Below are 25,720 nucleotides of genomic sequence, written 5' to 3'. Positions count from 1 at the left end.
GCAAGGGTACCGAGATCGGCGGGGGGTTTGCGACGGGGTTAGGGGGCGGGGGTCAGGTGGACGGGGAGGTGCTTCAGGCCGTTCTGGAAGTTGGAGGCCAGGCGGACGGGGGTGCCGGTGAGGGTGACGGTGTGGGGGAGGAGTTCGCGGAAGATGGCGCGCATCTGGGTGCGGGCCAGGTGGGCGCCCAGGCAGAAGTGGGGGCCGAAGCCGAAGCTGACGTGGTCGTTGGGGGTGCGGGTGATGTCGAAGCGGTCGGGGGTGGGGAAGACGGTCTCGTCGCGGTTGGCGGAGGCGTGGTAGACGACGACCTTGTCGCCGGGGGCGATCTCCTGGCCGGAGAGGGCGACGGCCTTCGTGGCGGTGCGGCGGAAGTCCATGACGGGGGGCCAGTAGCGCAGCATCTCCTCGACGGCGGACGGGAGGAGGGACGGGTCGGCGCGGAGGCGGGAGAGTTCGGCGGGGTGGTCGAGGAGGGTGAGGAGGCCGCCCGGGATGCCGTTGCGGAGGGTCTCGTTGCCCGCGACGGCGAAGAGGAAGAACATGTTCTCGAACTCGTGGGTGGTGAGGCCGCCCTCCAGCATGCGGGACATGATGTCGCCGGACGGGCGCAGCCGCTTCTCGGCGGCGAGCGCGTGGGCGTAGGCGAACATGTCGGCGAGGGCCGTGTAGGAGCGCGGGTTGACGGGGCGGCCGTCCGGGTGCGCCCACGTGGTGGGCCGGTACTTCATGGCCTCCTGGGCCATGGGGGTCATGGCGGCGGCGTCGGCGGTGGAGAGGCCGGCGTACTCGTCGTCCTGGTAGCCGATGACGCGGGACGCCCAGTCGTAGAGGAGGCGCCGGTCGGAGTCGGGGACGCCCATGATGTGGGCGAGCGTCCAGACGGGGAGGTCCGCGGCGAGGTCCACGAAGTCGGTCTCCTCGCCCAGGGCGGAGGCGATGAGGCCGCGGGCGCGGTCGTTGATCGTTTCTTCCAGGGCGCGGACGGCGCGGGGGGTGAAGGCGGCGGCGACGATGCGGCGCAGGCGGGAGTGGTCCGGCGGGTCCTGGTTGAGCATCATCGCGCGGACGAAGGCGAGATCCTCGGGCGTGTCGGGGTCGCGGATCTGGGTGGCGCCGAGGTTGGAGGAGAAGAGGTCCGGGGAGCGCAGGACGTGCTTCACGTCGGCGTGCCGGAAGACCGCCCAGTAGCCGGGGCCGGCGGGCCAGGGGCCGACGGCGGGTTCGGGGACCCAGGTGACGGGCGTTTCGGCGCGGAGCTTCCGGAACGTGCCGTAGGGGACCCCGGTGGCGTAGGTGGCGGGCAGGAAGATCTCCTCGTGCATGTCCTCAGCGTGCATCATGTCGGGGTGACGTTGAAGCCTGAGGAGATCCTCCGTGACAACTTCGCGCCCTGGGTGCTGGACCTGGGCCTGGTGCCGGAGGAGGTGGGGGACGGGTCCGCGGTGCTGCGGCTGCCCTGGTCGGACCGGCTGGCGCGGGAGGGCGGCGCGCTGTCGGGGCAGGCGCTGATGGCGGCGGCGGACACGGCGGTCGTGCTGGCGGTGTCGGGGGCGAAGGGGGAGTTCGTGCCGATGACGACCGTCCAGCTGAGCACGTCGTTCCAGCGGCCGGTGGTGGGACGGGACGTGTTCGTCCAGGTGGAGCTGACGAAGCTGGGCCGGACGCTGGCGTTCGCGGAGATCGACATGACGGCGGACGGGAAGACCGTGGCGCACGCGAGCGCGGTTTACGCCATCATCGGCTGACATGAGTCGTATCGAGAAAGTCGTAGTTCCGGACGGCGAGTTCGACCTGCGGGTGTGGGCGCCCGAGGGCGGCGGGCCGGGTGTCCTGCTCGTGCAGGAGATCTTCGGTGTGGGCGACTACATGGAGGCGGTCGCGCAGGACCTGGTGGCGCTCGGATATGTCGTGGGGGCGCCCGACATGTTCTGGCGGATCGAGCCGAACTGGACCACCGAGCACAACGAGGAGGCCCTTCCCAAGGGGATGTCGATGGTCTCCCAGTTCGACTGGGAGAAGGGCGTGGAGGACGCGGCGGCGGCGCTGGGCGTGCTGAAGGGGTTGCCGGAGGTGGGCAAGGTCGGTGTCCTCGGGTTCTGCTTCGGCGGGACGCTCGCGTACCTGCTGGCCGCTCGGGCCGAGGTCGACTCCCTGGTGTCGTTCTACGGGTCCGGGGTGCCGGGGATGCTGGAGCATCTGGACGCCGTGCAGGCGCCGACGCAGTTCCACTTCGGCGGCGACGACCCCTACATCCCCAGGGAGGACGTGGCCAAGGTGGAGCGGGCCGTGGACGGACGGGACGGCATGGAGATCCACGTCCAGGAGGACGGCGGGCACGCGTTCCACAACCGGAAGGCGCCGATGTTCTACCAGCCGGAGCCGGCGGCGCGCGCTTGGAGGCTCACGGAGGAGTTCCTCCAGCGGACGCTTTCATAGCGCCCAGGACGGCAGCGGCTCGCAGTGCTCCAGCCAGTCGGCGGGGGATGAGCCGAGGATGCCGCCGACGATGGCGCACGTGGTGTCGACGTCCCCGCCGGCCGCCGCGGTCGTCCAGAAGGCGGCCTTGTAGTCGCCGAGGTGGCGTGCGGCGGCCCAGAGGCTGAACGGCACGGTGTCGTGGGCGGCGACGTGCCGGCCGTTGCCGAGGACGGCGGACGCGGTGGACGGGTCGCCGATGGTCAGCAGCCGGCGGGCGTCGACGATGCCCTTGCGGACCGTCCCGGGCGGGACGAGCCGGAGGATCTCGTCGATGAACTTGCCGGGCGGCGGCCGGGAGGGTGCGATGGCGGCGGCGACGGCCACGGCGATCGCACCCGCCACCGCCTCGGGGTGCGGGTGCGTCACCTCGGCCGAGAGGGCGGCCTGGCGGGCCGCCTCGGCGGGGTCGTCCGCGAACCACGCGCCGAGGGGCGCGACCCGCATCGCGGCGCCGTTCCCCCATGAGCCCGCGCCGTCGAACGGTTCCCGGGCGAGGGTCCGCCAGTCGCCGCCTTCCCGGACGAGCCGCAGGAGCCGTCCGGTGGACGGTCCGTAGCCGCGGTCGAAGTCGTGCCGTTCGGCGAAGCTCGCGGCCAGGGCGTCCTGGTCGATTGCCCCGTGGCGGGTCAGGACGAGGTAGACGGACGCGGCCATCTCCGTGTCGTCCGTCCACTGCCAGGGGCCTGGGGGGAGGGTTCGCGCTTCGAACGCGGCACGGTTGGCCGGGACGAAGAACTGGGAGCCCAGGGCGTCCCCGACGGCGAGGGCCTGAAGCGAGGCGTACGCGCGGTCTTTCACACGGGCTCCAGGGTGAGGCGGGAGAGTTCCCTGCGCGACGAGATGCCGAGCTTCGGGTACGCCTTGTACAGGTGGTACTCGACGGTCCGCGGGCTCAGGAACAGCTGCGCGGCTATCTCGCGGCTGCTCGTCCCCAAAGCCGCCAGCCGGACGACCTGAAGCTCTTGCGGGGTGAGACGGTCGAGGAGGTCCGGCGCGGTGGGGACGGACGTCCCCGACTCGCCGGTCGCGCGGAGTTCGGCGCGTGCCCGGTCCAGCCAGGGGGCCGCGCGGAGGCGTTCGAAGATCGACACAGCGGACCGGAGCGGGCCGCGGGCGTCCGCGCGGCGGCGGGACCGGCGCAGGAACTCGCCGTAGAGGAGTTCCGTGCGGGCCCTCTCGAACGGCCGGCCTGACTGTTCATGCAACCGCACGGCCTGCACGAACGGTTCTTCACTGTCAGAGAGCAAAGCTTCGCAGTGCAGTGACACGGCGAGCGCCCACGGTTGCTTCACCGCCTCGGCCCAGGCGCTGAAGCGTGAGTGGGCCTCGCGGGCGACGTCCATGGCCCCCGTGCGCACGGCGGCCTCGACCTGGTCGGCGGCGGAGAGAAGGCTCCCGTGCCGGTGATGCCCGCGGGAGATCTCTTCGAGGCGGCGCAGCGCGTCGTCATGCCGGCCGAGACCGAGGTCGAGTAGGGCGAGCGCGCTGTCGGCGATGCCGCCCGCCGAGGACGGGGCGTGCGCGATCAGCTCGCGCAGCCGGGCCTCGTCGCCCTCGATCGCGGCGACCCGGGCCAGGACGGCGCGCAGCCGGCCCTCGCGGTGCGGGCGGCCGGTGTCGCGGGCGAGCGCGATGGCCTCGGCGACGGTGGCCTCGGCGTCCGCGTGCAGCCCGGCCGCGATCTGCGTCTGCGCCTGGACCTGCAGGACGTTCGGCAGCTCGCCGATCCGGCCGTGCCGGCGGCCGTCGGCGACCTCGGCGGCGGCCAGCTCCAGCGCGGCGGCGTCGTCCCCGACGATCAGCGCGAGCTGCGCGCCACGGACGCGGTCGCCGGTGCCGTCCAGCGCCTCGGCGACCGGCCCGGCGAGCAGCGGCGCGCCGCCCGCGTGGTCGCCGCGGGCCAGCAGCGCCAGGCCGCACACGGCCGGGTCGTCCGGCAGCAGCTCGGCCGCCCGGAGCACGGCGGGAAGCTCGCCGGACGTCCACCCGTACATGGCGCCGGTCCGCAGCATCGCGGCGCGGTCGTCCCCGGCGGCGCGGTCGACCATCCGGCGGGCCGCGGCGCGGGGGTCGCCGCGCTCGTACTCGACGGCGGCGTGGACGCGGCCGAGCCGGGCGCGGTCGGCGGGCGCGGGGCCGAGCCCTTCCGCCTGGACGGCGAGCTCCTCGGCCTCGTCGAGCCGTCCCGCCAGCAGGACGAGGTCGGCGGCGGCGCCGAGCCGCGCGGCCCGCGCCGGCGGGTCCGGGGTGAGGTCGGCGGCCTGCCGGTACAGGGCGGCCGCCGTCCCGTATCCGGTGCGGCAGCGGGCCCGGACGGCCGCGTCCTCCAACTCGGCGGCGACGTCCTCGTCCGGCCCGAGGGCGGCGGACGCGCGGTGCCGGGCGCGGCAGTCCATGTCGTCGGCGGACTCCGCGAGCGCCCGGTGGACGGCGAGGCGCCGCGCCGCGACGGCCCCCTGGTACGCGGCCGCCCTGATCAGCGGGTGCCGGAAGGCGATGGTGCGGCCGGAGACCTCCACCAGGCGGGCGCGTTCGGCCTCCTCCAGGTCGGCGAGGCCGACCCCGAAGGTGCTCGCCGCGCCCAGCAGGCTCGGCATGTGGCCGCGCCCCTCGGCCGCCGCGATCAGCAGCATCAGCCGGGTGCCCTCCGGCAGCCGGCCGATCTGCGCCTGGAACGCGCCGAGGACGCGGTCGGTGACGGGCAGCGGCCGCGCGTCGTCCCGCCGGCGCGCGTCGGCGGCGGCGAACTCGTGCAGCGCGAGGGGGTTCCCGGCCGCCTCCCGGACGACCCGGTCGCGGACGATCGGCGCCAGGTCGCGCGCGGCGAGGAGCCGTTCGGCGTCGGCGCGCGGCAGCCTGCCGAGGCGCAGTTCCGGCAGCCCGGTCGCGGCGAACGCGTCGTCCCGCGCGGCGAACAGCATCACCACGCCCTCGGCCGCGAGCCGCCGCGCCGCGAACAGCAGCGCCTCCGCGGTCGCGGTGTCCAGCCACTGCGCGTCGTCGACCACGGCCACGACGGGGCCGTCCGCGTCGGCGAGGTCGGCGAGCAGCGTGAGGACGGCGAGGCCGGTCGTGAAGCGGTCGTGGCCGGGGGAGGTCTCGCCGAGCGCGGACCGCAGCGCGGCGGCCTGCGGGGCCGGCAGGGCGTCCAGCCGGTCGCGGACGGGCCACAGCAGCTGGTTGAGTCCCGCGAACGCGATCCCGGACTCCGCCTCGATCCCGGTGACCCGCAGCGCGCGCGGCACCCGGTCCGCGGCCTGCGCGAGCAGCGCCGACTTGCCGATCCCCGCCTCTCCGCGCAGCACGAGGACGCCGCTGCGCCGGTGGTCGCGCGCCTTGTCGATCAGCGAGGAGATCCGCGCCTGTTCGTCGTTCCGCCCGTAGAGCACGCCTCCAAAACTACGGGGCCGAATACCGAAACCCTACGGATTCGCCCCCTAAGTGGTCGCTCGTAGCTTCATGGCCAGCGATGACGCCACTAGGAGGACATCATGCAGGAGCTGTTCGAGCCGCTGTCGGCCGGCAAGCTGGAGCTGTCCAACCGTCTGGTGATGGCGCCGATGACCCGGAGCCGAGCCACCGAGGACGGCGCGGTGACCGGGTTGACCGTCGAGTACTACCGGCAGCGCGCCGTCGCCGGGCTGATCATCACCGAGGGAACCCAGCCGAGCGTCCGGGGCCAGGGCTACATCCTCACGCCGGGACTGCACGACGACGGGCACGTGACGGCGTGGCGGGCGGTGACCGACGCCGTCCACGCCGAGGGCGGACGGATCTTCGCCCAGCTGATGCACGCGGGCCGCGTCGGGCACCCCGTCCTGTACCCGGACGGGGGCGCGCCGCTCGGGCCGTCGCCCCTCGCGTCCGGCGAGCGGCTGTTCACCCCCGACGGAATGCTCGACCACCCCGTCCCGCGCGAGATGGCGGTGGACGACATCGCGCAGGCGGTCGAGGAGTTCGCCGCGTCCGCGCGCAACGCGATCGACGCCGGGTTCGACGGGGTCGAGCTGCACGGCGCGAACGGCTACCTGATCCAGCAGTTCCTCGCCGACGGCAGCAACACGCGGACCGACGCCTACGGCGGGACGATCGCGAACCGCATCCGCTTCGGCGTCGAGGTCGCGCGGGCGGTGTCGGAGGCGATCGGGCCCGACCGCGTCGGCTTCCGCGTGTCGCCCGGCGGCACCGCGAACGGCGTCAGCGAGAGCGACACGGCGGAGCTGTACGCGGCGCTGCTCGCCGCGCTCGCCCCGCTGGGGCTCGCGTACCTGCACATCATGGAGCTCGGCGACCGGGACATGACCCGGCGGCTGCGCGCCGTGTGGCCGGGGACGCTGATCCTCAACCCGCATCCGACGCCGGAGTCGTTCCCCGCGAGGCCCGAGTACGGCGCCGAGGCGCTGCGGGACGGGGTGGCCGACGCGGTCGCGTTCGCCGAGATGTGGCTCGCCAACCCGGACCTGCCCGCCCGCATCAGGGCCGGCGGCCCCTACAACGAGGCGGACCGGGCGACGTTCTACGGCGGCGACCACCGCGGCTACACCGACTACCCGGTCCTCGCGTGACCGGTGCCCCGGCCGGGACAGGGGGAGGCCCCGGCATCGGCCAAGGGGAGCCGGTGCCGGGGCCTCGCGGCGCCGCCGGGTCAGAGACCCGGGCGGACACCGCCGCTGAAGTTGCGCTTGTAGTACTTGGTCAGCTTGATCTTCTTGACGCGCTGGCCGGAACTCGGCGCGTGGATCATGTACCCGTGCCCGGCGTAGATGCCCATGTGCGTCCTGCCGCCGTAGAAGAACAGCAGGTCGCCCTTGACGGCGCCCTTCCAGGAGACCTTCTTCTTGACGGCGCGGTAGATCTGCTGCGTGGTCCGGGGCAGCTTCACCCCGGCCTTGCGCCAGGAGCCGCCGGCCAGTCCCGAGCAGTCCCACGAGCCGGGGCCCGTGCCGCCGTAGCGGTACGGGTCGCCGATCTGCTTCGCCGCGTACTTGACGGCGTAGGCGGCGCGCTTCCTCTGCTTCGCGGCCCGGGACTGCTTCGCCGTCGCCTTCGCCGTGGCGGCCTGCGCGGCCGGTGCCGCGGCGAGCGTCGCCCGCTGCGGGACCGCCGCCTGCGCCGGGCCCGCCGCGAGGACGGACGCGCCGAGCGCGGTGGTCGTGGTGAGGACGAGGCCGCCCACGGTGAATCCGGTCTTCAGGGTCGTTCGGGGGGTATGCAGAATGACTCCAGAGTTCGCGGTCGATGCCTACCGGGCAGCCGTCACCCACCGGTACTGATCATGGGATCGGGATGCCGCGGCCGTTTCCGAAAATGGCGGCCGCTTCCGGTTCCGTGCCTCATGGCTGCACGGATTCGGCTTCCGGCGGGCGGCTCTGGGCGGGGTCCCTGGATAGGACGACCTGGGGGTCCGCGCCGGCCCTGGTTGGTGGCCGGGCGCGCCGCCGCCGTGCGCCGGGTTGCGTGTTCTGTTGTCCGGGCGGCCGATGTGCCGCATGAACCGGGCAGGAAGCTAGCCAGCGTCCGTGACGGCTGGCAAATCACGAAGCCATTTCTTCATCGGACGGCCGTCCGATTGAGACTGCGGTCTACCGCCCGGCCAGCATGGATGATCGAGGGAATTAGCGAATTGTGAAGTGAGTCACATGCGGCCGTTAAGAGTGTGGTTCATTTATTGATCTGTGATGTGCGGCACAGCCGGGGCGCGGGGTGAGGTTGCCGGATCCGGCCATGTCCGGCCATTGACGGCGGCGGCGAGCCCCCCTGTAGTGCGAAGGAGATTCATGTCCTGTGACCGGAGGGAGCCCCGTGTTCGGCAGGCCCGGCAGAGCACGCCCCGTCCATCTCCTCCCAGCCTTCGCCCTCTCGGTCGCGCTGGCGCTGACCGCCACGTCCCCCGCCACCGCCGTGACTCCCACCGGCCAGCCGACGGAGGCCAAGCCCACGACCGCCAAGTTCCCGCCCGGCTTCCTCTGGGGCGTCGCCACCAGCGGTTTCCAGAGCGAAGGGTCGTTCCCCGACAGCAACTGGACGAGATACGCCGAGAACGAGGCCCCCGGGGTCGAGGACCCGTACGGGAACTCCGTCGACTTCCGGAACCGCTACCCCAGCGACCTGAAGCTCGCCAAGGGGCTCGGCGTGAGCGTCTTCCGGACGTCCGTCGAGTGGTCCCGCATCGAACCGCGCCGCGGCCACCGTGACCCCGGGGCGCTCGCGTACTACGACGACCTCGTCCGCCGGATCAAGGCGAACGGGATGCGTCCCATGCTCACGCTCGACCACTGGGTGTACCCCGGATGGGTCGCCGACCAGGGCGCCTGGGACAACCCGAAGACCCAGGAGGACTGGCTGCGCAACGCGCGCTACATCGTCGACAGGTACAAGGGCCAGGGCGTCATCTGGATCACCTTCAACGAGGCCAGCACCTACATCTACAAAGAGCTGACCACACGCCCGATGGACCTCGGGCAGATGATGAAGATGCGCGACGCCCTGATCAAGACGCACCGCGCGGCCTACGACATGATCCACCAGGTCGACCCGGGCGCCCCCGTGTCGAGTAACGTCGCCTACGGGTCGGCCCTCAACGGCATCTTCGACGCGGCGCTGTTCAACGACGTCACGGACAAGCTCGACTTCATCGGCCTCGACTACTACTACGGCGCCAACCTGGAGAACCTGACCGCGGTCCACTCGCTGACCGGGGAGTTCTGGAGGATCGACCCCGAACCCGAGGGCCTGTACTACGTCCTGAAGAACTACCAGCGCCGCGTGCCGAACCTGCCCGTCTACATCGTCGAGAACGGCATGCCGACCGACGACGGCAAGCCGCGCCCGGACGGCTACACACGCTCGAACCACCTGCGGGACCACATCTACTGGATCCAGCGGGCCATGGCCGAGGGCGTGAAGATGATGGGCTACAACTACTGGAGCCTCACCGACAACTACGAGTGGGGCAGCTACCGGCCGCGGTTCGGCCTGTACACGGTGGACGCGCTGACCGACCCGTCCCTGGAGCGCCGTCCGACCGACGCCGTTCCCACTTACCGGTCGCTCATCGCGAACCGGGGCGTTCCGTCCGGGTACGTGCCGGTGCGCAAGCCGGGATGGTGCTCGATCGAGGATCCCATCGCCACCTGCCTCGGCACCACCCCCACCCCGCCCGCCGCCTACCGCTCGGTCGGCTGACGAACGGGGCATGACCCGCGCGTCCCCGGGTAGTCCCACGGCACCGCCAAAGACCAGGGGTACACGTTGGGGGACGTGCGGACACACCCGCGGGCCGTCGCGCCGCGCGGGTCCGGCACCGCGGGACCGGGGCCGCCGGGCCTCGGCGGCGCGGCGGACGGCCTGATGCTCGCGCTGAAGCGCGCCGCCGCCGCGCTCCGGGACGCCGGGATCGGCTACGCGCTCGCGGGCGGGTTCGCCGCGTACGCGCACGGGGCCGCCGTGTCGACGCACGACGTCGACTTCGTGGTGCGGGAGCGGGACGTCCAGGCCGCCCTGGACGCCCTCGCCGCCGCCGGCATGACGCACCAGCGGAGCCCGGAGAACTGGCTGGAGAAGGCCTACGACGGCGATCAGCCGATCGACCTGATCCACACGCCGTCCGGCCGGCCGGTGGACGACGAGCTGCTCGGCCGGGCCGAGGAGATGGCGGTCGGCGCGGTGTTCATGCCCGTCCTCCCGGCCACCGACCTGATGATCATGCGGCTGCTGGCGTTCACCGAGACGGCCTGCGACTTCGGCGGGTTCCTGCACGTGGGCCGGGCGCTGCGGGAGCAGGTGGACTGGCGGCGGGTGGCCGCCGAGACCGCCGCGTCCCCCTACGCCTACGCGTTCCTGACCCTGCTGGCCCGGCTGGACGTCATCGGGGAGGACGTGCCGTGACCGAAGGGGGGACGACATGACCGACCAGGCGCAATACCTGTCCGCGCACATCCAGGAGAGGCTCGCGGCGGAGGCCTACGAGCTCGGCATCCGCGTGGACGTCCGCGGCGACGTCGTGCACCTGCACGGCGAGGTGGTGAGCGAGGAGCGGCGCCGCGACGTGGAGGACGCCGCCCGGGTCGCCGCCGGGGGCCGCGAGATCTGCAACGAGCTGCACGTCGTGGCGGTCCCCGCGCCCGAGGGGGAGGAGCGGATCTCATGATCCACGTGGCGGCGGCGGGCGACCTCCACATGGGGCCCGAGGCGGCCGGGGAGTACCGCGGGCACCTGTCGGCGCTGGCCGGCCGCGCCGACGTCCTCCTCGTCGCCGGGGACCTGACCCGGCACGGGACGGTCGAGGAGGGCCGCGTCGCGGCGGCCGAGCTGCGCGACCTCGGCGTCCCGGTGATCGCGGTCCTCGGCAACCACGACTACCACAGCGACGCCGAGGAGGAGATCGCCGGCATTCTGCGGGACGCGGGCGTGACCGTCCTCGAAGGGGAGGGGACCGTCCTGGACTGCGACGGGACGCGGCTCGGCGTGGCCGGCGGCAAGGGGTTCGGCGGCGGGTTCGAGGGCAGGTGCGCCGGCGACTTCGGCGAGCCGGAGATGAAGGCGTTCGTCCGCCACACCAAGGACTTCGCCGGGCGGCTCGGGGCGTCCCTGCTGGAACTGGACGCCGACGTCACGATCAGCCTGACGCACTACTCGCCCGCCGCGGACACCCTCGAAGGCGAGCCGCCGGAGATCTACCCCTTCCTCGGCAGCTACCTGCTGGGCGAGGCGATCGACGAGGCCGGCGCCGACCTGGCGATCCACGGCCACGCCCACAAGGGCACCGAGCGCGGCCTCACCTCCGGCGGCGTCCGAGTGCGCAACGTGGCCCTCCCAGTGATCCAGCACGCCTACGCGCTGTATCGCCTGGACCCCGCGGCACCCCCCGCCCACCGCCACACCGAGAACCACGTCTCCGCCTGGTAACCGCCCGCCGAACAGCCCTTGGCCGGGCGGGCGATCCTTTGGCGGGCTGGTTGTCGCCGGGTCGGGGCTGCCGAGCCGGCTCTCCGCCGGGCAGCCCCCGTGCCGGGTCAGGGGGCGGAGCGGAGGAGGTCCAGGACGGCCTCTTCTACCGGGCCCTGGGTCGCCAGTTCGCCTTCGGCGGCGTCCACGCCGAGGCGGTCAAGGGCGGGGGCGATCGTCTTGTCCTGCTCGTACAGCTCGATGATGCGGGGGTCGATGTAGGACGCCCGTGCGACGGCCGGAGTGTTCCCCAGGTAGGACGCGACCTCCTTGACCACGCGGACGATGGCGCGCCTGCGGGCGGCGTCGCCGTCGGGGGCGCGCACCGACACCGCGAGCCCGACCGCCGCGAGGACGGTCGCGTGCCAGGTCCGGAAGTCCTTGGCGGTGAAGTCGCCCTCGGTGACCTCCCGGACGAAGTCGTTGATGTCGGACGTGGTGACGTCGTGCCAGCCGTTCCGCGTGCGGTAGGCGAGCAGCTCGGGGCCGCCGTCGCCGCGCCGCTTGAGCCCGCTCACGACCTTGCACACGTTCTCTTCCGCGACGGCCTGGTAGCGCTCCTTGGAGCCCTTGGCCGGGTACTCGAACGTCACGTGGCCGCGCCGGCAGGTGACGTGCTCGCGCAGGACGGTCGCCAGCCCGTACGTCTGGTTCTCCGCCGCGTACGCCTCGCCGCCGATCCGGAAGAAGCCGAGGTCGATGAGCCGGACGGCCGCGGCGAGCACCCGCTCTCGCGAATATCCTCGTCCGGCGAGGAAATTGCTGAGCGTGTCGCGGACCTTCGGCAGCCGCTCGGCGAGTTCCAGGACGTGCTCGTGCTTCTCCCGGTCGCGCTGCTCGCGCCACGTCTCGTGGTAGAGGTACTGGCGCCGTCCGGCCGCGTCCGTCCCGATGGCCTGGATGTGCCCGTCGTCGTCAGGGCAGATCCACACGTCCTTCCAGGCGGGCGGGATGACCAGGGACCGGATCCGCTCCTTCTCGGCCGGATCGACCAGGGGACGCCCGTCGAGGCCGAGATACACCCATCCCCTGCCGTGCTTCCGCCGTCCGTAGCCGGGCTCGTTCGGGTCGCTCTGCCGCATCAGCCCGGATGGATCTCTCCGCCGGCGGGAACCAGCGTCTGGCCGGTGTAGTAGGACGACAGGCGGTTCGCGGCGAAGAACACGTAGGACGGCGCGATCTCGTCGGGATCGGCCGCGCGTCCCATCGGCGCCTGCTGCCCGAAGCTCTCGACGCGTTCCTCGTCGAAGGTGGCCGGGATCAGGGGAGTCCAGACCGGGCCGGGGGCGACGCAGTTCACGCGGATGTCGCGGTCCATGAGGTTCTGGGCGAGGCAGGTGGTCAGCGCCATCGCGGCCGCCTTGCTGGCGGAGTAGTCGATGAGCGTCTTGTTGCCGCGGAGCCCGTTGATGGATCCGGTGATGATGATGTTCGATCCCGGCCCCAGGTGGTCGAGGGCCTCCTGGACGATCCAGAACAGCGCGAACACGTTCACGTCGAACGTCCGGCGCAGCTGCGCGTTGTCGATCTCCCGGACGTCCTTCACCGGCGTCTGCGTCCCGTGGTGGAGGACGAGCAGGTCGAGCCCGCCCAACCGGCGGACGGTGTGCTCGACGACTTCGCGGCAGTGCCGCTCCTCGGCGAGGTCGCCGCCGAACGTGACGCACCGCCGTCCGGCCGCCTCGACGAGGCTCGCGGTGTGCCGGGCGTCGTCCTCCTCCTCCAGGTAGGTGATCGCGACGTCGGCGCCCTCCTTGGCGAACGCGACGGCGGTGGCGCGGCCGATCCCGGAGTCGCCGCCGGTGATCAGCGCGCGCCGCCCGCGCAGCAGGTCGCGGCCGGTGTAGTCGAGCATCTCGTCGCGGGGTTCGGGTGCCATGTCCCCGGTCCGGCCGGGGTAGGACTGGCTCTGTGCCGGACGCTCACTCATGTGCTGCCGCATGCCCTGAGTCACGGGGAGCAAACGCCCGCCTATCGTACCGACGGGTAATATCGCGGCTCGGCGGTCCACGGGGGTGCGGGCGGGGCGTGCGAACGACGTCCGGCTACCATCATCCCGAACCACATTCGGTCCCTCACGTAAGGTGTCGCTGTATGGACCTGAACGGAGTTTCCGCCGTCGTATCCGGTGGCGCGAGCGGCCTCGGTGAGGCCACCGTCCGCGCGCTGGCCGCCGAAGGCGCCAAGGTGGTCGTCGCCGACCTGAACGAGGACAAGGGCAAGGCGCTCGCCGACGAGGTCGGCGGCGTCTTCGTCAAGACGGACGTGTCGAACGAGGAGCAGGTGCGGGCCGCCGTCCAGGCCGCCGTCGACACCGGCGCTCCGCTGCGCGTCATCGTCAACAGCGCCGGCATCGGCTGGGCCTCGCGCACCGTGAACCGGGACGGCAGCCCCCACGACCTCGCCTCCTACGAGACCGTGATCCGGGTCAACCTGATCGGCACCTTCAACCTGATGCGGATCGGCGCCGCCGCGATCTCCAAGACCGAGCCCGCCGACGAGGACGGCGCCCGCGGCGTGGTGATCAACACCGCGTCCATCGCCGGCATCGAAGGGCAGACCGGGCAGATCGCCTACTCGGCGTCCAAGGGCGGGATCATCGGCATGACGCTGCCGGCGGCGCGCGACCTCGCCGCGATCGGCGTCCGGGTCAACACCATCTGCCCCGGCATCATCGACACCCCGATCTACGGCCAGGGCGAGGCCGCGGAGGCGTTCAAGGCCAAGCTCGCCGCGCCCGTCCCGTTCCCGAAGCGGATGGGCAAGGCGTCGGAGTTCGCCCACCTCGTCAAGTCCCTGATCGAGAACGACTACATGAACGGCGAGACGATCCGTTTCGACGGCGGCATCCGCTTCCAGCCGAAGTGAGGCACCCATGACCGACGCTGTATCGCCCGAGGGGGGACGACCCCCCACGCCCCCCGGCAACGACGCGGTGCTAACCGAAGAAGACGGCGCAGTCCTCGTCATCACCATCAATCGCCCCGAGGCCCGCAACGCGGTCAACGGCGAGGTGGCGAAGGGGATCGCGGCGGCCGTCGACGAGCTCGACTCCCGCAAGGACCTGTCCATCGGCATCCTCACCGGCGCGGGCGGGACGTTCTGCGCCGGGATGGACCTCAAGGGCTTCCTGACCGGCGACAACCCCACCGTCGAGGGCCGCGGGTTCGCCGGCGTCACCGAGCGCCCGGCGGCCAAGCCGCTGATCGCCGCCGTCGAGGGCTACGCGCTCGCCGGCGGCTGCGAGGTGGCGCTGGCCTGCGACATGATCGTCGCGGCGCGGGACGCCCAGTTCGGGCTGCCGGAGCCCAAGCGCGGGCTGGTCGCCGCCGGCGGCGGGCTGCTGCGCCTGCCGCAGCGCATTCCGTTCCACATCGCCATGGAGATCGCCCTCACCGGCGACAAGTACCCGGCGGAGCGGATGGCCGAGCTCGGGTTCGTCAACCGGCTGGCCGAGTCCGGCGGCGCGCTCGCCGCGGCCAAGGAGCTGGCCCTCAAGGTCGCCGAGAACGCCCCGCTGGCGCTCGCGGCGACGAAGAAGGTCATCGTCGAGTCCGCCGACTGGACGTCCGGCGAGGCGTGGAAGAAGCAGCAGGACATCACGCTGCCCGTGTTCATGTCCAAGGACGCCCAGGAGGGCCCGGCGGCCTTCGCCGAGAAGCGCAAGCCGAACTGGAAGGGCGAGTAGAGCGGCACAGCCTCGCCCGGCTCCCGCAAGACGCCCGGAACCTCCCTGTTCCGGGCGTCTTGGCGTATAAGGCGTGGATCATCGGCTACAACCTCGGCGGAACCCTCGGCCTCTACTGGAACGGCACGGCGTGGAGCCAGGTCGCCTATCCGCTGGTCGGCTTCCCGACCGCCGTGTCCGCCGCCCCCGACGGCACCGGCTACTCCATCGCCGGCATCGCCGCCGCCGGCGGCCCCGGCGCCATCCTGCGCTGGACGGGTAGTGCCTGGGTCGACCCGCAGGTGCCGCTGCCGCCCTCGTCGTCCATCACCGCGGTGGACGTCCGTGCCGCGGGCGACGTGTGGCTCGCCGGCACGACGGCCGCCACCGGCACGTCCGTCACCGGCCTCGTCATGCACTTCGACGGCACGTCCTGGGAGAGGATCGATGTTCCGGGCAACCTGGGCGTCCCCGGCAACCAGGGCCCCCTTCACCGCATGGTCGCCACCTCGCCGACGAACGTGCACGTTTTGCGTGTGCGGCAGAACGCCCAGGTCACCAACGCGATCCTGCGGTACGACGGCACGTCCTGGACGACGATCGGCACGCCGCTGAACGCCGCGGGCATCGGTATGTCGTCCGACGGCGGCTCCGGTGTGGTCATGCTCCCGATCACCACCGGGACCGCGGCGCAGTACATGCACTACGACGGTTCCGCCTGGACGACCCTGAACGGCCCCGCTCGCAGCGGCTCCGTCCAGGCCTCCGACGTCGACGCCCGCCCCGGCACGACCGCCGTCGTCAGCGCCGGCACCGCCTCCCAGGCGGACAGGAAGACGCCCTTCATCGAGTACTTCAGTTGACCCCGCCGGCGCCCGTCCCGTTCCCTCCGCGGGACGGGCGCCGCGCGCGGGGACAGGGTGACGCCGGGTGAGATGACCTTGCCGCGGGTAGAGATCGACCGCGGGACGATCATCGAGGTCACAGGGAGAATCCATGGGCGTCACACGGGTCGTGGCATGCTGCGCGGTCGCGCTCGCCGCGCCGTTCGTCTTCGTTCCCCAGGCGTCCGCCAAGGAGAGTGCCGGACACGATCCATGCCAGGCGCTCAACCGGGGCGAGTCGCGCTACGACCCGGGCGCCGCCAGGCACGTGGTCTTCGCGGTGGCGGCCGCATACGGGACGACCGAGGTGACCGTCACCGAATGCGTCCGCAAAGGACGCTCGTGGAAAACGGTTCTGAGCACTCCAGGACATGTGGGCCGGAACGGCTACGCCGAGCCCGGCGCCAAACGCGAGGGCGACGGCACGTCACCGACCGGCTCCTACAGCCTGACCGAGGCGTTCGGAGAAGGCGACCCTGGCACCGCGCTCCTGTACCGGACCCTGCGCGACACCGGCGACTGCTGGGGCTCGACCATCGGGGACGAGCGCTACAACCGCTACTACCGCGGCACGTGCCTGCCCGCCGACGAGAACCTCTCGCAGATCATGAAGGACGGCCCCTACCGGCAGGCCGTGGTGGTCAACTACAACCGGCCGCCGGACTCCCCGATCGTCCAGGGGAACGGCTCGGCCATCTTCATGCACATCGGGACGGGTCCGACGGCCGGCTGCGTCGCCATGGCCCGTCCCGAGCTGGAGACCATCATGAGGACGCTGCGTCCCCACGACCGGATCATCATGGGGACGCGGCAGGCCCTCTTCCGCTGACCGCCCCTTCTCAAGCGGTCGTCGCCAGGTAGTGCTCCGCGATGTCGTCGCTGGTGGTCAGCCAGGCGTCGGGCTGGGAGGCGAGGAACTCCAGCGCCTGATCCAGGTACTTGTGCCGGTACGGCTGGCCGATCACGAACGGGTGCAGGGCCAGCGCCATCACCCGCCCGCTCGTTTCGGAGTCGGCGCGCAGCTGCTCGTACTGGTCCTTGACGGCCTGAAGGAACTCCGGCCCGGTGAACCCCCGGCCGAACAGCAGCAGGTCGTTGAGCTCCACCGTGTACGGGACGCTGATCATGCCGGGGACCTTCAGTCGGTACGGCTGGTCGTCGTTGGTCCAGTCCAGCACGTAGGAGAGGCCGAGTTCGGCGAGCAGCTCGGGGGTGTGGAAGGTCTCGGTGAGCCCCGGGCCCAACCACCCGCGCGGGCGCCGTCCGGTGGCGTCGGCGATGGTGCCGACGACCTCGTCGAGGAAGCGCCGCTCCTCGTCGCGGTCCATGCCGGTATGGAGGATCGAGTTCGTCCGGCCGTGCGCGAGCCAGGCCCAGTCCCGGTCGAGCCCGGCCTGGATGATCTGCGGGTAGTGCTCGGCGACCGCGGAGTTCAGCAGCACGCTCGGCCGGACGCCGTGCCGGTCCATGCTCTCGATCGTCCGCCAGATGCCGACGCGGGTCCCGTAGTCGCGCCAGCCGTGGTTGAGCGGGTCGGGGACGAGGTCCGCGGTGCCCGGCCAGATGCTGGTGGACGGCCGGTCGATCAGGAAGTGCTCGATGTTGAGCCCGACGTACACGGCGACCTTGGCGTCGGCGGGCCAGTGGAGGGGAGGGCGTTCGGTGATGGGACTGTAGTCGTAGAGCCGGTTCTCCGCTGTGTTCGTCATACCGACACGGTAAAAGCTAACATCGGTGTCAGATTCAACCCCGCGGGAGGGCCACATGCGGATAGGGGAGCTCGCGAAGCGCACGGGAGTCAGCGAGCGGTCGCTGCGCTACTACGAGCAGCAGGGGCTGCTGGCGCCCGACCGCACCCCGGGCGGCCACCGCGACTACCCCGAGCGGGCGGTCGACCGGGTGATCCGCATCCAGGAGCTGTTCGCCGCCGGCCTGTCCAGCAAGAAGATCGCACGCCTGCTCCCGTGCATGCGGGACGCGGACGGCGGCCCGTCCGAGATCGCCACCCCCAAGCTGGTCACCGACCTCACCGCCGAGCGCGACCGCATCGACCGCATGATCACCGAGCTGGCGAACTCCCGCGACGTCCTCGACGAGGTGATCGACGCCGCCGCGGACCACCCCGCTCAGCCGTCCCCTTCATAAGGCAGGAAGGCGCCGCTGTCGATCGCATAGCTACCCGCATCGACCTGGTCGCCGAACACGTAGTCATGCCGAACGCGGTACCGCGTACCTTCGGGCGCGGGCCCCGGGTCGCTGAACACCGTGACCGTCGACTTGCGCGGATCAACGATCAGGTAAGTCGGGATCCCCATCGCGGGATAGTCGATCGTCTTGTTCTCGTAGTCGTTCTCGGGGTTGGGCACGGAGACCACTTCGGCGACCAGTTCCACGTCCTCGGGCCGGAGGTACGTTTGGCCGGGACGCGCCAGCGCGGCTTCTGGAACGACCACCAGGTCGGGCCGGCGTAGCCGGCCTGTGGCCGGGTCGTCGATTTCCGGCGTACCGGAGTGCGCCACCATGTCCGGGCCGACCTGCGGTAGCAACTGGCGCAGCAGGCGCGAGATCGCCAGCTCGTGCCGGTTGACCGGGCTCATCATCACGTGCACCCCTTCGTCGTCCAGCTCCACGCCGTACGCGTCCAGGCGCTCCATGATCGTTACTGCGGTCGAGCGCAGCCGGTCGTAAGCCCTCATGCTCAGTCCTGACGATCGGTGGGCAGTCGGCCCCGCCCACGGTCCCATGGTGACACTGCCCTTGCGTGGCTACGAGGCAAGCCTAGGGCATTCTCCCTGCTCGTCCGGTGGATCCGGTCAGTCCCAGCGGGTGGTGCGCTGGCGTTTGACGGCCGAGCGGCGCTTCTTGTTCTCCAGGCGGCGTTCGTTGATGCCCCGGGGGACCTTCTTCGGGATGCGCTTCTTCGGGGGCGGGGCCGTGGCCTCGGCGAGGAGGGTGGCGAGGCGGGTGCGGGCGGCGTCCCGGTTGCGCTGCTGGGAGCGGTACTCCTCGGCGCGGATGGTGAGGACCCCGCGGACGAGGCGGCCGGAGAGGCGGTCGAGGGCGCGGGCCCGCAGGTGCTCGGGCAGGGACGGGGAGTTCGCCACGTCGAAGGAGAGCTCGGCCGCGGTGGCGCTGGTGTTGACGTGCTGCCCGCCCGGGCCCGAGGAGCGGGAGAAACGCCAGCCGAGCTCGGACTCCGGGATGGAGACCGAGCCGCGGACATGGATCGGGGCGGACATGACCCCATTGTCGCAGGCCCCGGTGATCTTGTCGCTCGATTAACCCCCGTCCGGGCGCGCTCAGCGGCCCGCCCGGGATGGCGGCGATGCGGCTGCTCACCGCGGGGCTGATGCCGGCGCCGATCCGCGAGCAGTACGGGTGGAAGTGGGACGCCGGACGGGAGCGCCGCTTCCGGCTGCTGGTCGGCGCGCTGGCCCTGGTGTACCCGCGGCTTCCGCTGCGGATCCGCACCCTGCCGAGGGAGTACTCCATGGTCACCACGCGGCGGATGCTGGCGAAGGTGAAGCGGCGGCCCGCGGTGACGGTGCGGAGCTGAACGGCCGCGCGACCCCCAGAGTGGTCGCGCGGCCGTTCTCCCTTGCACGGTCCTCCCGAGCCCGGCCCGGCCGGAAGGACCCCCTGCCCCGGGACTCCGCCCGTCCGCCCGCTCCCCCCAGAGCCCGGAACGGACGGCGATCCCGGGTCAGCCCTTGGCGCCGGCGATGATCTGGCCGGCGGTCTCCTTCGCGGAGTTGATCGGGATGGCGAAGCCGACCCCGATGTTCCCCTCGCTGTTCCCGGCGGTGAGGATGGCGGTGTTGACGCCGATCACCTGACCGGAGGCGTTCACCAGCGCGCCGCCCGAGTTGCCGGGGTTGATGGCGGCGTCGGTCTGGATGGCGTTCCTGATCACGGTCTGCTGCTGCTGGGACAGTTGCCCGCGCAGGCCCGGCGGCAGCTGCGGGTCGGAGTCGCCCTCCTGGATCTCGCGGCCGAGGGCGCTGACGATCCCGGACGTGACCGAGCCGTCCAGCCCGAGCGGGCTGCCCACGGCGAGGACCTGGTCGCCGACGGCCAGCGCGGAGCTGTCGCCGAGCGTCGCGGGCTTGAGGCCCGACACGCCCTCCGCCTTGATCACCGCGATGTCGTCGCGGGTCTCGGCGCCGAGGACGCGGGCGGACGCCGTCCTGCCGTCGCTGAACTTCACCGCGACCTGCCGGGCGCCCGACACCACGTGCGCGTTCGTCATGATGACGCCGTCCGAGCGCAGGATCACGCCCGACCCCCCGGAGGTGCCGCCCGGCACCTGCGCCTGGATCGACACCACGCTCGGCTGGACCGCCGCCGCGACCTGCGCGGTCGTCCCGCCCTTGGCGGAGGTGCCCGACACGGCCGTCGGGCTCGCGTAGACGGTGCTCTGGTGCGTCAGCGCCAGCGTCATCGCGGCGCCGGCGCCGCCCGCCCCGAGGGTCAGCGCCAGGGCGGCCCCCACCGCCGCGAGCTTGCGCCGCGCCGTGCCGAACGGGCCCGGGCGGGGCTCCGCCGGCGGCGGGACGCTCCCCGTCCACGGAGCGTGGGCGAAGCCCGGCTGGACGGGCTCCCAGGGCGGCTGCTGCGGCCGGTCGGCGTTCATGTGGATCCCCCTGTCGTTCTCTCACCATCGAGACTGCGGCAGGGGGCTGCAGGACGCCTGGAGCCAACCTGAAAGTGTGCTGAACGCCGATATGTCATGAAAAACCGCGGCCGAAGGGACGGGCGGCGCGCCGTCCCCCCGGCCGCGGTGCCTGCCCCCGGGCCTTCACGCTGGCCAGGGCGCGTACTCCCGGTCTCCGTCGAGACCGGGGCGCGCCCTGTGCGAGTTACCTAACAGCACCCGCCTGAACGTTCGCTGAACGCGCGCCGCGAGTTCCCGCTAGTCGTCGGACAGCGGCAGGAGGACCCGGAACGTCGCGCCCTCGCCCGGCGCGGAGTCGGCCTCCACGGTGCCCTCGTGCGCGGCGACGAGCGCGGCGACGATGGCGAGGCCGAGGCCCGCGCCGCCGTGGTCGCGCGAGCGGGCGTCGTCGGCGCGGTAGAACCGCTCGAAGACGCGTTCCGCCTGCTCGGGGGAGAGGCCCGGCCCCTGGTCCGCGACGGCGACGACCGCGGCCGGCGACCCGCGCAGCGTCCCGGGGGAGAGCCGCACCTCGACCGGCGTGCCCTCCGGGGTGTGCGCGATCGCGTTGCCGAGCAGGTTCCCCAGCACCTGGCGCAGCCGCGGCTCGTCCCCGAGCACCTGGTACGCCAACCCTCCCTCGACGGACAGGTCGATGGTGCGCTCGGGTGCGAGGACTCTGGCCTCCTGGACGGAGTCGGCGGCGACGGCGAGCAGGTCCACCGGGCGCCGCTCGATCGGCCGCTGCCGGTCCAGGCGGGCGAGCAGCAGCAGGTCCTCCACGAGCAGGCCCATCCGGGACGCGGTCTCCTCGATCCGGCCGATCAGCCGGTCCAGCTCCGCCGGGCTGCGGGCCGCGCCCTGCCGGTAGAACTCGGCGAAGCCGCGGATCGCGGTCAGCGGCGTGCGCAGCTCGTGGCTCGCGTCGGCGACGAACCGCCGCATCCGCTCCTCCGACCGCAGCGCCGTCTCCTCCGAGCGCCGCGCCGCCGCCTCCGACTCCGCGCGGGCGCCGAACGCCGCCTCGATCTGCCCGAGCATGGTGTTCAGCGACCGGCCGAGCCGGCCCATCTCGGTCCGCGGATCGGCCTGCGGGACGCGCCGGGACAGGTCGCCCGCCGCGATCGCGCCCGCCGTCTCCTCCACCGCCGACAGCGGGCGCAGGCTCGCCCGGACGACCCACACGCCGAGCACGACCAGGACGGCCAGTACCAGCAGCCCCACGATCGCGTCGATCGCCACCAGCCGCCGGACCGTCCGGTCGATCTCGTCCAGGCTGAACGCGAGGACGATCAGGGCGCCGCCGGGGATCGGCTCGGCGAGGATCCGCCACGTGGAGCCGCCGGTCCCCGACACCGTGAACGGCCGGTCGATGCGCCCGTTCAGGTCCGCCGGGAGCCGCGGATGGCCGGACTCGCTCCACGCCTCGTTCTGCCCGAGCGGGCGCCCGTCGGTGGTGCGGACCTGCCCGTACATCTCGCTCGGGATCCGCACCGTGATCTGCGTCTGCCCCCTCCGCAGCTGCGGGACGACCTGGTCGATCGCCCGCCCGACCGAGCCGCGCAGCTGGTCGTCGGCGCGCCCGACGAGGTACTGCCGCAGCACCGACGCGCCCGCCGCGCTCATCACCGTCATCCCGAGCGTGACGAGGACGAGCATCCCGGCGATCAGCTTGACGCGCAGCGACGTCCGGCCCCACAGCCGCTCGATGCCCCGGAACGGGTGCCGCTCCCCGGCGAGGACGCCCGCCGGCGCCGGACCTGCCGCCGGTGCCGGGACCCGCGTGGCCATCAGCCCGTTCTCGACGGCTCGCGCAACACGTAGCCGACACCGCGGAGGGTGTGGATGAGGCGCGGCTCGGTGTTGTCCACCTTGCGGCGCAGCGCGGACACGTACGACTCGACGATGCCCGCGTCGCCGCGGAAGTCGTAGTTCCACACGTGGTCGAGGATCTGCGCCTTGGACACGACGCGGCCCGCGTTGGCCATGAAGTAGCGCAGCAGCTTGAACTCCGTCGGAGACAGCTGGATGGCCTTGCCGCCGCGCCACACCTCGTGGCTGTCCTCGTCCAGCTCGACGTCCGCGAACACCATCCGCGGCGGCGGCTCGGTCACGCCGCCGCGGAACCGCCGCAGGACGGCCCGGATGCGGGCGATGACCTCCTCCAGGCTGAACGGCTTGGTGACGTAGTCGTCGCCGCCGATCGTCAGCCCCTTGATGCGGTCCTGGACGGCGTCCCGCGCGGTGAGGAAGAGCACCGGGGTGTGGTCGCCGCCGGACCGCAGCCGCCGCGCGACGTCGAACCCGTCGATGTCGGGCAGCATCACGTCCAGGACGATGAGGTCGGGGCGGTGCCGCCGCGCCGCCTGCACCGCGTCCGCGCCGTTGGTGGCCGTGACCACGTCGAATCCGGTGAAGCGCAGGCTGCCGGCGAGGAGTTCCAGGATGTTGGGCTCGTCCTCGACGACGAGCAGCGTCGCTTCCGCCGCCTTGGTGCCGTTCACCGTACGTTCAACCACTGTGCACAGTCCCCCTCCACATCTTCGCAGAGGTTCCCATCTCAACCTGAATGTCCCCTGAATGCGGGCAGAGGATCGGTTGAGCGTCCGCGAGGGGGCGTCCTGGAAGGGGGCGTCCTACTCGCGGAGTGCGCGGATGGCCCGCATGGCCTCCTTGCGGGCCTCCCCGGACAGGACGTCGATGTAGACCTTCCCCTCCAGGTGGCCGCACTCGTGCTGGAGGCAGCGGGCGAAGTAGCCGGTGCCCTCGACGCGGACGGGCTTGCCCTTCATGTCCACGCCTTCGACGACGGCGTGCGAGTGGCGGGGGGTCTCGAAGCGCATTCCGGGGACCGACAGGCAGCCTTCCGACTCGACGAGGACGTCCCCGTCGGCGGCGACGAGCGTCGGGTTGACGACGTGGCCGATGTGCCGGCGTCCCTTGTCGTCCTCGCAGTCGTAGACGAAGATCCGCAGGCCCACGCCGATCTGGTTGCCGGCGAGCCCGGCGCCGTCCTCCTCGTACATGGTGACGAACATGTCGTCGATGAGGCGTTCCAGGGACTGGTCGAACGTCCGGACCGGATCGCACTCGGTGCGCAGGACCGGATCCCCGAGCAGCCTGACCGGACGTGCGGTTCCGCGGCGCGTGTGGGTCCTCTTGCTCACCCGGAAGATCCTATAGAACGCGTCAGGCGGTGCGTCCGGGCCGCTCGGGACCGGACGCACCGCCTGACGGCGCGCGAACGCCTTACAGCTCGATGGGGCCGCGGGGCTGCTGCGGGGGGATGGGGGCCGTGGCGGGACCGCCGGAGTCGTCGGCGGGACGCGCGGGCTTGGGCTGCTGCTGCGGCGGCGCGGGCTGCGCCGGGGCGTCGGCGGCGGGGGACGGCTCCGGCTTCTTGACCGGGGGCGCGGTCTGCGGCGGGCTCGCCGGGGCGGCGGGCGCGGCCGGGGCCGGGGTCGCCGGTGCGGGCTTGGCCGCGGCCGGCATCGGCTTCGGGCCGGTCGACGTCGAGGACGGAGCCGCGGACGGCGCCGCGGGCTTCGCCGCCGGGGCGGGCTGCGCGGGCGGCGCCTGCTTGGCCTGCGCGCGGGCCGGCGGGCTCTGCCGGACGGCGTCCTCGACCATCTTCTCCAGCGGGCCCGCCTCGTTCTCGGCGGTGAGCAGCCGGTGCAGGGTGTCGCTGATCTCGGTGAGCCGCTGCAGGGCCTGGGTGTGGTTCTTGGTGAGCGCCGTGAGCCGCTGCGTCGCGCCCTCGTTGATCACGCTGGCCCGGCGCTCGGACGCGGTGAGGGTGCGCTCGGCCTCCAGCCGCGCGCTGGTCACCGTCTGCTCGGCCTCCTGCTTGGCGGACGACAGGACGCTCTCCGACTCCTTCTTGGCCGTGGCCAGCATGGTGTCGGCCTTCTCCTGCGCCTGGCCGAGGTTCTTCTCGGCGTGCGACCGGGCGTCGTCGATGATGCGCTTGGACTCCTGCTCGGCGTCCTCGCGGATCTCGGTGCCCTTGGCCTCGGCCTCGGCGATCTTGTCCTGGGCCTCGTCCTCGGCGAGGTTGATGATCTGGCGGAGCCGGTCGCTCAGGTCGTCGCCGGTGGGCTTGCGGGCCTCCCGGACCTCGGCCATCTCGCGGCGGATCCGCTCGACCTCGTCCTGCGCGCGGGCGAGCCGCGCCTCGAGTTCGCGGTGCTTCTGCTGGGCGCGGGCGATGTAGTCGTCGACCTGGCGGCGGTTGTAGCCGCGCATGACGATCTCGAAGGACTCTTCTTGGAGGAGGTTCGGCAGGATTTCGGCTTCGTTGCTCATGATGCCTTGGGGGGTCGTTGGCGGGGATCACCCCGTCAGGGTCGGCCAGAATGCGATCCTCGCCCGCCGGTGAGCTGCCCACGGTGGGGAGACGTCGGAACCGACTCTTGTCCGGTCCACCCCATTCGCGCAACCGGAACACGCTTCTCGCTGCCGTTTCTTCATCTGGACGGTGGTGACAAAGCACCCGAACTCCGGCGAAAAGGTGCCAAGGGGCGGCGGCTACCATCGGCGCCATGAGCTACCTGGGAACGCTGGGCGAGGACACTCCGACGATCGATGCGACCGCGTGGGTCGCGCCCGGGGCGGTCGTCGTCGGGCGGGTGAGGCTGGGACGCGCGTCCAGCGTCTGGTACGGCTCGGTGCTGCGCGGCGACGACGAGGAGATCGTCGTCGGCGACGAGTGCAACATCCAGGACCTCAGCTGCCTGCACTCCGACCCCGGGCTGCCCGCCGTCCTGGAGGACCGCGTCAGCCTCGGCCACAAGGCGATGGTGCACGGCGCCCACATCGAGACGGGCTCGCTCATCGGGATCGGCGCCATCGTGCTGAACGGCGCCCGCGTCGGCTCCGGGACGCTCATCGCGGCGGGCGCCCTCGTCCCGCCCGGCAAGAAGATCCCCTCCGGGGTGCTGGTCGCCGGGACGCCCGGCAAGATCGTCCGGGAGCTGACCGACGACGACCGGGCGGTGCTGGAGTACACCCCCGATACGTACGTGAAGAAGGCCGAGCGGCACCGCACCGCGCAGTGGCGCTGACCCAGGGGCCGATTTGAGGCCCATC

General features: G+C 72.2%; 28 protein-coding genes. 14 read left to right on the top strand and 14 right to left on the bottom strand.

The annotated features are described in order from the left end of the window. Positions 1-38: 38 nt before the first annotated feature. Positions 39-1,343 (bottom strand): cytochrome P450, encoded by a 1,305-nt coding sequence (locus BM339_RS16970; protein ID WP_256255378.1) that lies wholly within the window; start codon positions 1,341-1,343, stop codon positions 39-41. Between the two features lie 6 nt (positions 1,344-1,349). Between BM339_RS16970 and BM339_RS16965 the strand changes: the two genes are divergently transcribed. Next, a complete protein-coding gene (locus BM339_RS16965) occupies positions 1,350-1,748 on the top strand; it encodes a PaaI family thioesterase (RefSeq protein WP_024934585.1) in 399 nt (132 codons plus the stop codon). A gap of 1 nt (position 1,749) precedes the next feature. Beyond that, entirely contained in the window at positions 1,750-2,439 is a 690-nt protein-coding gene (locus BM339_RS16960) for a dienelactone hydrolase family protein (protein ID WP_052357321.1), read from the top strand. Here the strand turns inward: BM339_RS16960 and BM339_RS16955 are convergent. Further along, positions 2,434-3,279: an ADP-ribosylglycohydrolase family protein gene (locus tag BM339_RS16955; RefSeq protein ID WP_075021461.1), complete on the bottom strand. Its 846-nt coding sequence runs from the start codon at positions 3,277-3,279 to the stop codon at positions 2,434-2,436. The genes BM339_RS16960 and BM339_RS16955 overlap by 6 nt on opposite strands. Continuing rightward, positions 3,276-5,870, bottom strand: coding sequence for a helix-turn-helix transcriptional regulator (locus BM339_RS16950; RefSeq protein WP_075021460.1), 2,595 nt, complete (start codon positions 5,868-5,870; stop codon positions 3,276-3,278). The genes BM339_RS16955 and BM339_RS16950 overlap by 4 nt, the downstream gene beginning before the upstream one ends. Before the next feature lie 102 nt (positions 5,871-5,972). Between BM339_RS16950 and BM339_RS16945 the strand changes: the two genes are divergently transcribed. Further along, positions 5,973-7,046 carry an alkene reductase gene (locus BM339_RS16945; RefSeq protein ID WP_075021459.1) on the top strand — a complete coding sequence of 358 codons (1,074 nt, stop codon included), beginning with the start codon at positions 5,973-5,975 and terminating at the stop codon, positions 7,044-7,046. 80 nt (positions 7,047-7,126) lie between these two features. On the opposite strand, the gene BM339_RS49880 is transcribed toward BM339_RS16945, so the two are convergent. Then, positions 7,127-7,657 (bottom strand): C40 family peptidase, encoded by a 531-nt coding sequence (locus tag BM339_RS49880; RefSeq protein ID WP_021599695.1) that lies wholly within the window; start codon positions 7,655-7,657, stop codon positions 7,127-7,129. Positions 7,658-8,265: 608 nt separating this feature from the next. Here BM339_RS49880 and BM339_RS16935 point away from each other — a divergent pair. The 4 genes from BM339_RS16935 (at position 8,266) to BM339_RS16920 (ending at position 11,388) form a co-directional block, all read left to right on the top strand. After that, entirely contained in the window at positions 8,266-9,666 is a 1,401-nt protein-coding gene (locus BM339_RS16935) for a glycoside hydrolase family 1 protein (protein WP_256255377.1), read from the top strand. 75 nt (positions 9,667-9,741) lie between these two features. After that, a complete protein-coding gene (locus BM339_RS16930; protein ID WP_024934588.1) occupies positions 9,742-10,368 on the top strand; it encodes a nucleotidyltransferase in 627 nt (208 codons plus the stop codon). Positions 10,369-10,384: 16 nt separating this feature from the next. Continuing rightward, complete coding sequence (locus BM339_RS16925) at positions 10,385-10,630, top strand: BON domain-containing protein (protein ID WP_021598098.1); 246 nt, start codon at positions 10,385-10,387, stop codon at positions 10,628-10,630. Next, the gene (locus BM339_RS16920; protein WP_021598099.1) at positions 10,627-11,388 is read left to right on the top strand and encodes a metallophosphoesterase family protein; all 762 of its coding nucleotides are present in this window, start codon (positions 10,627-10,629) and stop codon (positions 11,386-11,388) included. Before BM339_RS16925 ends, BM339_RS16920 begins: the two co-directional genes overlap by 4 nt. Before the next feature lie 107 nt (positions 11,389-11,495). Here the strand turns inward: BM339_RS16920 and BM339_RS16915 are convergent, their stop codons facing one another. Both BM339_RS16915 and BM339_RS16910 read right to left on the bottom strand, forming a co-directional pair. Continuing rightward, positions 11,496-12,509, bottom strand: coding sequence for a DNA topoisomerase IB (locus tag BM339_RS16915; protein ID WP_075021458.1), 1,014 nt, complete (start codon positions 12,507-12,509; stop codon positions 11,496-11,498). Continuing rightward, positions 12,509-13,357: an SDR family oxidoreductase gene (locus BM339_RS16910; protein ID WP_024934589.1), complete on the bottom strand. Its 849-nt coding sequence runs from the start codon at positions 13,355-13,357 to the stop codon at positions 12,509-12,511. Before BM339_RS16910 ends, BM339_RS16915 begins: the two co-directional genes overlap by 1 nt. Before the next feature lie 164 nt (positions 13,358-13,521). On the opposite strand from BM339_RS16910, the gene BM339_RS16905 reads away from it, so the two are divergent. The 4 genes from BM339_RS16905 (at position 13,522) to BM339_RS16890 (ending at position 16,807) form a co-directional block, all read left to right on the top strand. After that, positions 13,522-14,295 carry an SDR family NAD(P)-dependent oxidoreductase gene (locus BM339_RS16905; protein WP_021598102.1) on the top strand — a complete coding sequence of 258 codons (774 nt, stop codon included), beginning with the start codon at positions 13,522-13,524 and terminating at the stop codon, positions 14,293-14,295. A gap of 7 nt (positions 14,296-14,302) precedes the next feature. Next, on the top strand, positions 14,303-15,115 hold the full coding sequence (locus BM339_RS16900) for a crotonase/enoyl-CoA hydratase family protein (protein ID WP_218163659.1): 813 nt from the start codon (positions 14,303-14,305) through the stop codon (positions 15,113-15,115). Between the two features lie 59 nt (positions 15,116-15,174). Further along, positions 15,175-15,957, top strand: a complete 783-nt coding sequence (locus BM339_RS16895) for a hypothetical protein (RefSeq protein WP_075021456.1) — start codon at positions 15,175-15,177, stop codon at positions 15,955-15,957. 133 nt (positions 15,958-16,090) lie between these two features. Further along, positions 16,091-16,807 (top strand): L,D-transpeptidase family protein, encoded by a 717-nt coding sequence (locus tag BM339_RS16890; protein ID WP_021598105.1) that lies wholly within the window; start codon positions 16,091-16,093, stop codon positions 16,805-16,807. A 10-nt stretch (positions 16,808-16,817) separates the two neighbouring features. Here the strand turns inward: BM339_RS16890 and BM339_RS16885 are convergent, their stop codons facing one another. Further along, entirely contained in the window at positions 16,818-17,687 is an 870-nt protein-coding gene (locus BM339_RS16885; protein ID WP_075021455.1) for a polysaccharide deacetylase family protein, read from the bottom strand. A gap of 55 nt (positions 17,688-17,742) precedes the next feature. Here BM339_RS16885 and BM339_RS16880 point away from each other — a divergent pair, with 55 nt between their 5' ends. Continuing rightward, entirely contained in the window at positions 17,743-18,123 is a 381-nt protein-coding gene (locus BM339_RS16880; RefSeq protein ID WP_075021454.1) for a MerR family transcriptional regulator, read from the top strand. On the opposite strand, the gene BM339_RS16875 is transcribed toward BM339_RS16880, so the two are convergent. Together BM339_RS16875 and arfB are read right to left on the bottom strand one after the other, a co-directional pair. Beyond that, positions 18,105-18,674: a Uma2 family endonuclease gene (locus BM339_RS16875; RefSeq protein WP_075021453.1), complete on the bottom strand. Its 570-nt coding sequence runs from the start codon at positions 18,672-18,674 to the stop codon at positions 18,105-18,107. The two genes, BM339_RS16880 and BM339_RS16875, sit on opposite strands and share 19 nt — an antisense overlap. Positions 18,675-18,791: 117 nt before the next feature. Continuing rightward, positions 18,792-19,217, bottom strand: coding sequence for an alternative ribosome rescue aminoacyl-tRNA hydrolase ArfB (gene arfB, locus BM339_RS16870; protein ID WP_021598108.1), 426 nt, complete (start codon positions 19,215-19,217; stop codon positions 18,792-18,794). 77 nt (positions 19,218-19,294) lie between these two features. Here arfB and BM339_RS16865 point away from each other — a divergent pair, with 77 nt between their 5' ends. Continuing rightward, positions 19,295-19,534, top strand: a complete 240-nt coding sequence (locus BM339_RS16865) for an oxygenase MpaB family protein (protein WP_177287709.1) — start codon at positions 19,295-19,297, stop codon at positions 19,532-19,534. A 147-nt stretch (positions 19,535-19,681) separates the two neighbouring features. Here the strand turns inward: BM339_RS16865 and BM339_RS16860 are convergent, their stop codons facing one another. From BM339_RS16860 to BM339_RS16840, 5 genes are all read right to left on the bottom strand, one after another. Beyond that, a complete protein-coding gene (locus BM339_RS16860; RefSeq protein ID WP_024934591.1) occupies positions 19,682-20,611 on the bottom strand; it encodes a S1C family serine protease in 930 nt (309 codons plus the stop codon). Between the two features lie 279 nt (positions 20,612-20,890). After that, on the bottom strand, positions 20,891-22,423 hold the full coding sequence (locus tag BM339_RS16855) for a sensor histidine kinase (protein ID WP_021600069.1): 1,533 nt from the start codon (positions 22,421-22,423) through the stop codon (positions 20,891-20,893). After that, entirely contained in the window at positions 22,423-23,136 is a 714-nt protein-coding gene (locus BM339_RS16850) for a response regulator transcription factor (RefSeq protein WP_021600070.1), read from the bottom strand. Before BM339_RS16850 ends, BM339_RS16855 begins: the two co-directional genes overlap by 1 nt. A 132-nt stretch (positions 23,137-23,268) precedes the next feature. Then, entirely contained in the window at positions 23,269-23,799 is a 531-nt protein-coding gene (gene def / locus BM339_RS16845) for a peptide deformylase (protein WP_024934592.1), read from the bottom strand. A gap of 82 nt (positions 23,800-23,881) precedes the next feature. Next, complete coding sequence (locus BM339_RS16840) at positions 23,882-24,937, bottom strand: DivIVA domain-containing protein (RefSeq protein ID WP_083597678.1); 1,056 nt, start codon at positions 24,935-24,937, stop codon at positions 23,882-23,884. Between the two features lie 236 nt (positions 24,938-25,173). Here BM339_RS16840 and BM339_RS16835 point away from each other — a divergent pair, with 236 nt between their 5' ends. After that, entirely contained in the window at positions 25,174-25,695 is a 522-nt protein-coding gene (locus BM339_RS16835) for a gamma carbonic anhydrase family protein (RefSeq protein ID WP_021600229.1), read from the top strand. Positions 25,696-25,720: the final 25 nt, after the last annotated feature.

The sequence above is a fragment of the Actinomadura madurae genome, from assembly GCF_900115095.1.
In the GTDB taxonomy this organism is placed as follows: Bacteria; Actinomycetota; Actinomycetes; order Streptosporangiales; family Streptosporangiaceae; genus Spirillospora; species Spirillospora madurae.
The sequence above is the reverse complement of the archived record's forward strand: the minus strand, read 5'-3'. Positions and strand labels throughout refer to the sequence as shown.

What these genes read in the sequence shown, in the direction of transcription:
- BM339_RS16860 (WP_024934591.1), bottom strand. Translation starts at nt 20,611, where the DNA reads ATGAACGCCGACCGGCCGCAGCAGCCGCCCTGGGAGCCCGTCCAGCCG.
- BM339_RS16890 (WP_021598105.1), top strand. Translation starts at nt 16,091, where the DNA reads ATGGGCGTCACACGGGTCGTGGCATGCTGCGCGGTCGCGCTCGCCGCG.
- BM339_RS16885 (WP_075021455.1), bottom strand. Translation starts at nt 17,687, where the DNA reads ATGACGAACACAGCGGAGAACCGGCTCTACGACTACAGTCCCATCACC.
- BM339_RS16865 (WP_177287709.1), top strand. Translation starts at nt 19,295, where the DNA reads ATGGCGGCGATGCGGCTGCTCACCGCGGGGCTGATGCCGGCGCCGATC.
- BM339_RS16945 (WP_075021459.1), top strand. Translation starts at nt 5,973, where the DNA reads ATGCAGGAGCTGTTCGAGCCGCTGTCGGCCGGCAAGCTGGAGCTGTCC.
- BM339_RS16875 (WP_075021453.1), bottom strand. Translation starts at nt 18,674, where the DNA reads ATGAGGGCTTACGACCGGCTGCGCTCGACCGCAGTAACGATCATGGAG.
- BM339_RS16970 (WP_256255378.1), bottom strand. Translation starts at nt 1,343, where the DNA reads ATGATGCACGCTGAGGACATGCACGAGGAGATCTTCCTGCCCGCCACC.
- BM339_RS16905 (WP_021598102.1), top strand. Translation starts at nt 13,522, where the DNA reads ATGGACCTGAACGGAGTTTCCGCCGTCGTATCCGGTGGCGCGAGCGGC.
- BM339_RS16925 (WP_021598098.1), top strand. Translation starts at nt 10,385, where the DNA reads ATGACCGACCAGGCGCAATACCTGTCCGCGCACATCCAGGAGAGGCTC.
- BM339_RS16840 (WP_083597678.1), bottom strand. Translation starts at nt 24,937, where the DNA reads ATGAGCAACGAAGCCGAAATCCTGCCGAACCTCCTCCAAGAAGAGTCC.
- BM339_RS16855 (WP_021600069.1), bottom strand. Translation starts at nt 22,423, where the DNA reads ATGGCCACGCGGGTCCCGGCACCGGCGGCAGGTCCGGCGCCGGCGGGC.
- BM339_RS16900 (WP_218163659.1), top strand. Translation starts at nt 14,303, where the DNA reads ATGACCGACGCTGTATCGCCCGAGGGGGGACGACCCCCCACGCCCCCC.
- BM339_RS16910 (WP_024934589.1), bottom strand. Translation starts at nt 13,357, where the DNA reads ATGAGTGAGCGTCCGGCACAGAGCCAGTCCTACCCCGGCCGGACCGGG.
- arfB (WP_021598108.1), bottom strand. Translation starts at nt 19,217, where the DNA reads ATGTCCGCCCCGATCCATGTCCGCGGCTCGGTCTCCATCCCGGAGTCC.
- BM339_RS16835 (WP_021600229.1), top strand. Translation starts at nt 25,174, where the DNA reads ATGAGCTACCTGGGAACGCTGGGCGAGGACACTCCGACGATCGATGCG.
- BM339_RS16880 (WP_075021454.1), top strand. Translation starts at nt 17,743, where the DNA reads ATGCGGATAGGGGAGCTCGCGAAGCGCACGGGAGTCAGCGAGCGGTCG.
- BM339_RS16960 (WP_052357321.1), top strand. Translation starts at nt 1,750, where the DNA reads ATGAGTCGTATCGAGAAAGTCGTAGTTCCGGACGGCGAGTTCGACCTG.
- BM339_RS16920 (WP_021598099.1), top strand. Translation starts at nt 10,627, where the DNA reads ATGATCCACGTGGCGGCGGCGGGCGACCTCCACATGGGGCCCGAGGCG.
- BM339_RS16915 (WP_075021458.1), bottom strand. Translation starts at nt 12,509, where the DNA reads ATGCGGCAGAGCGACCCGAACGAGCCCGGCTACGGACGGCGGAAGCAC.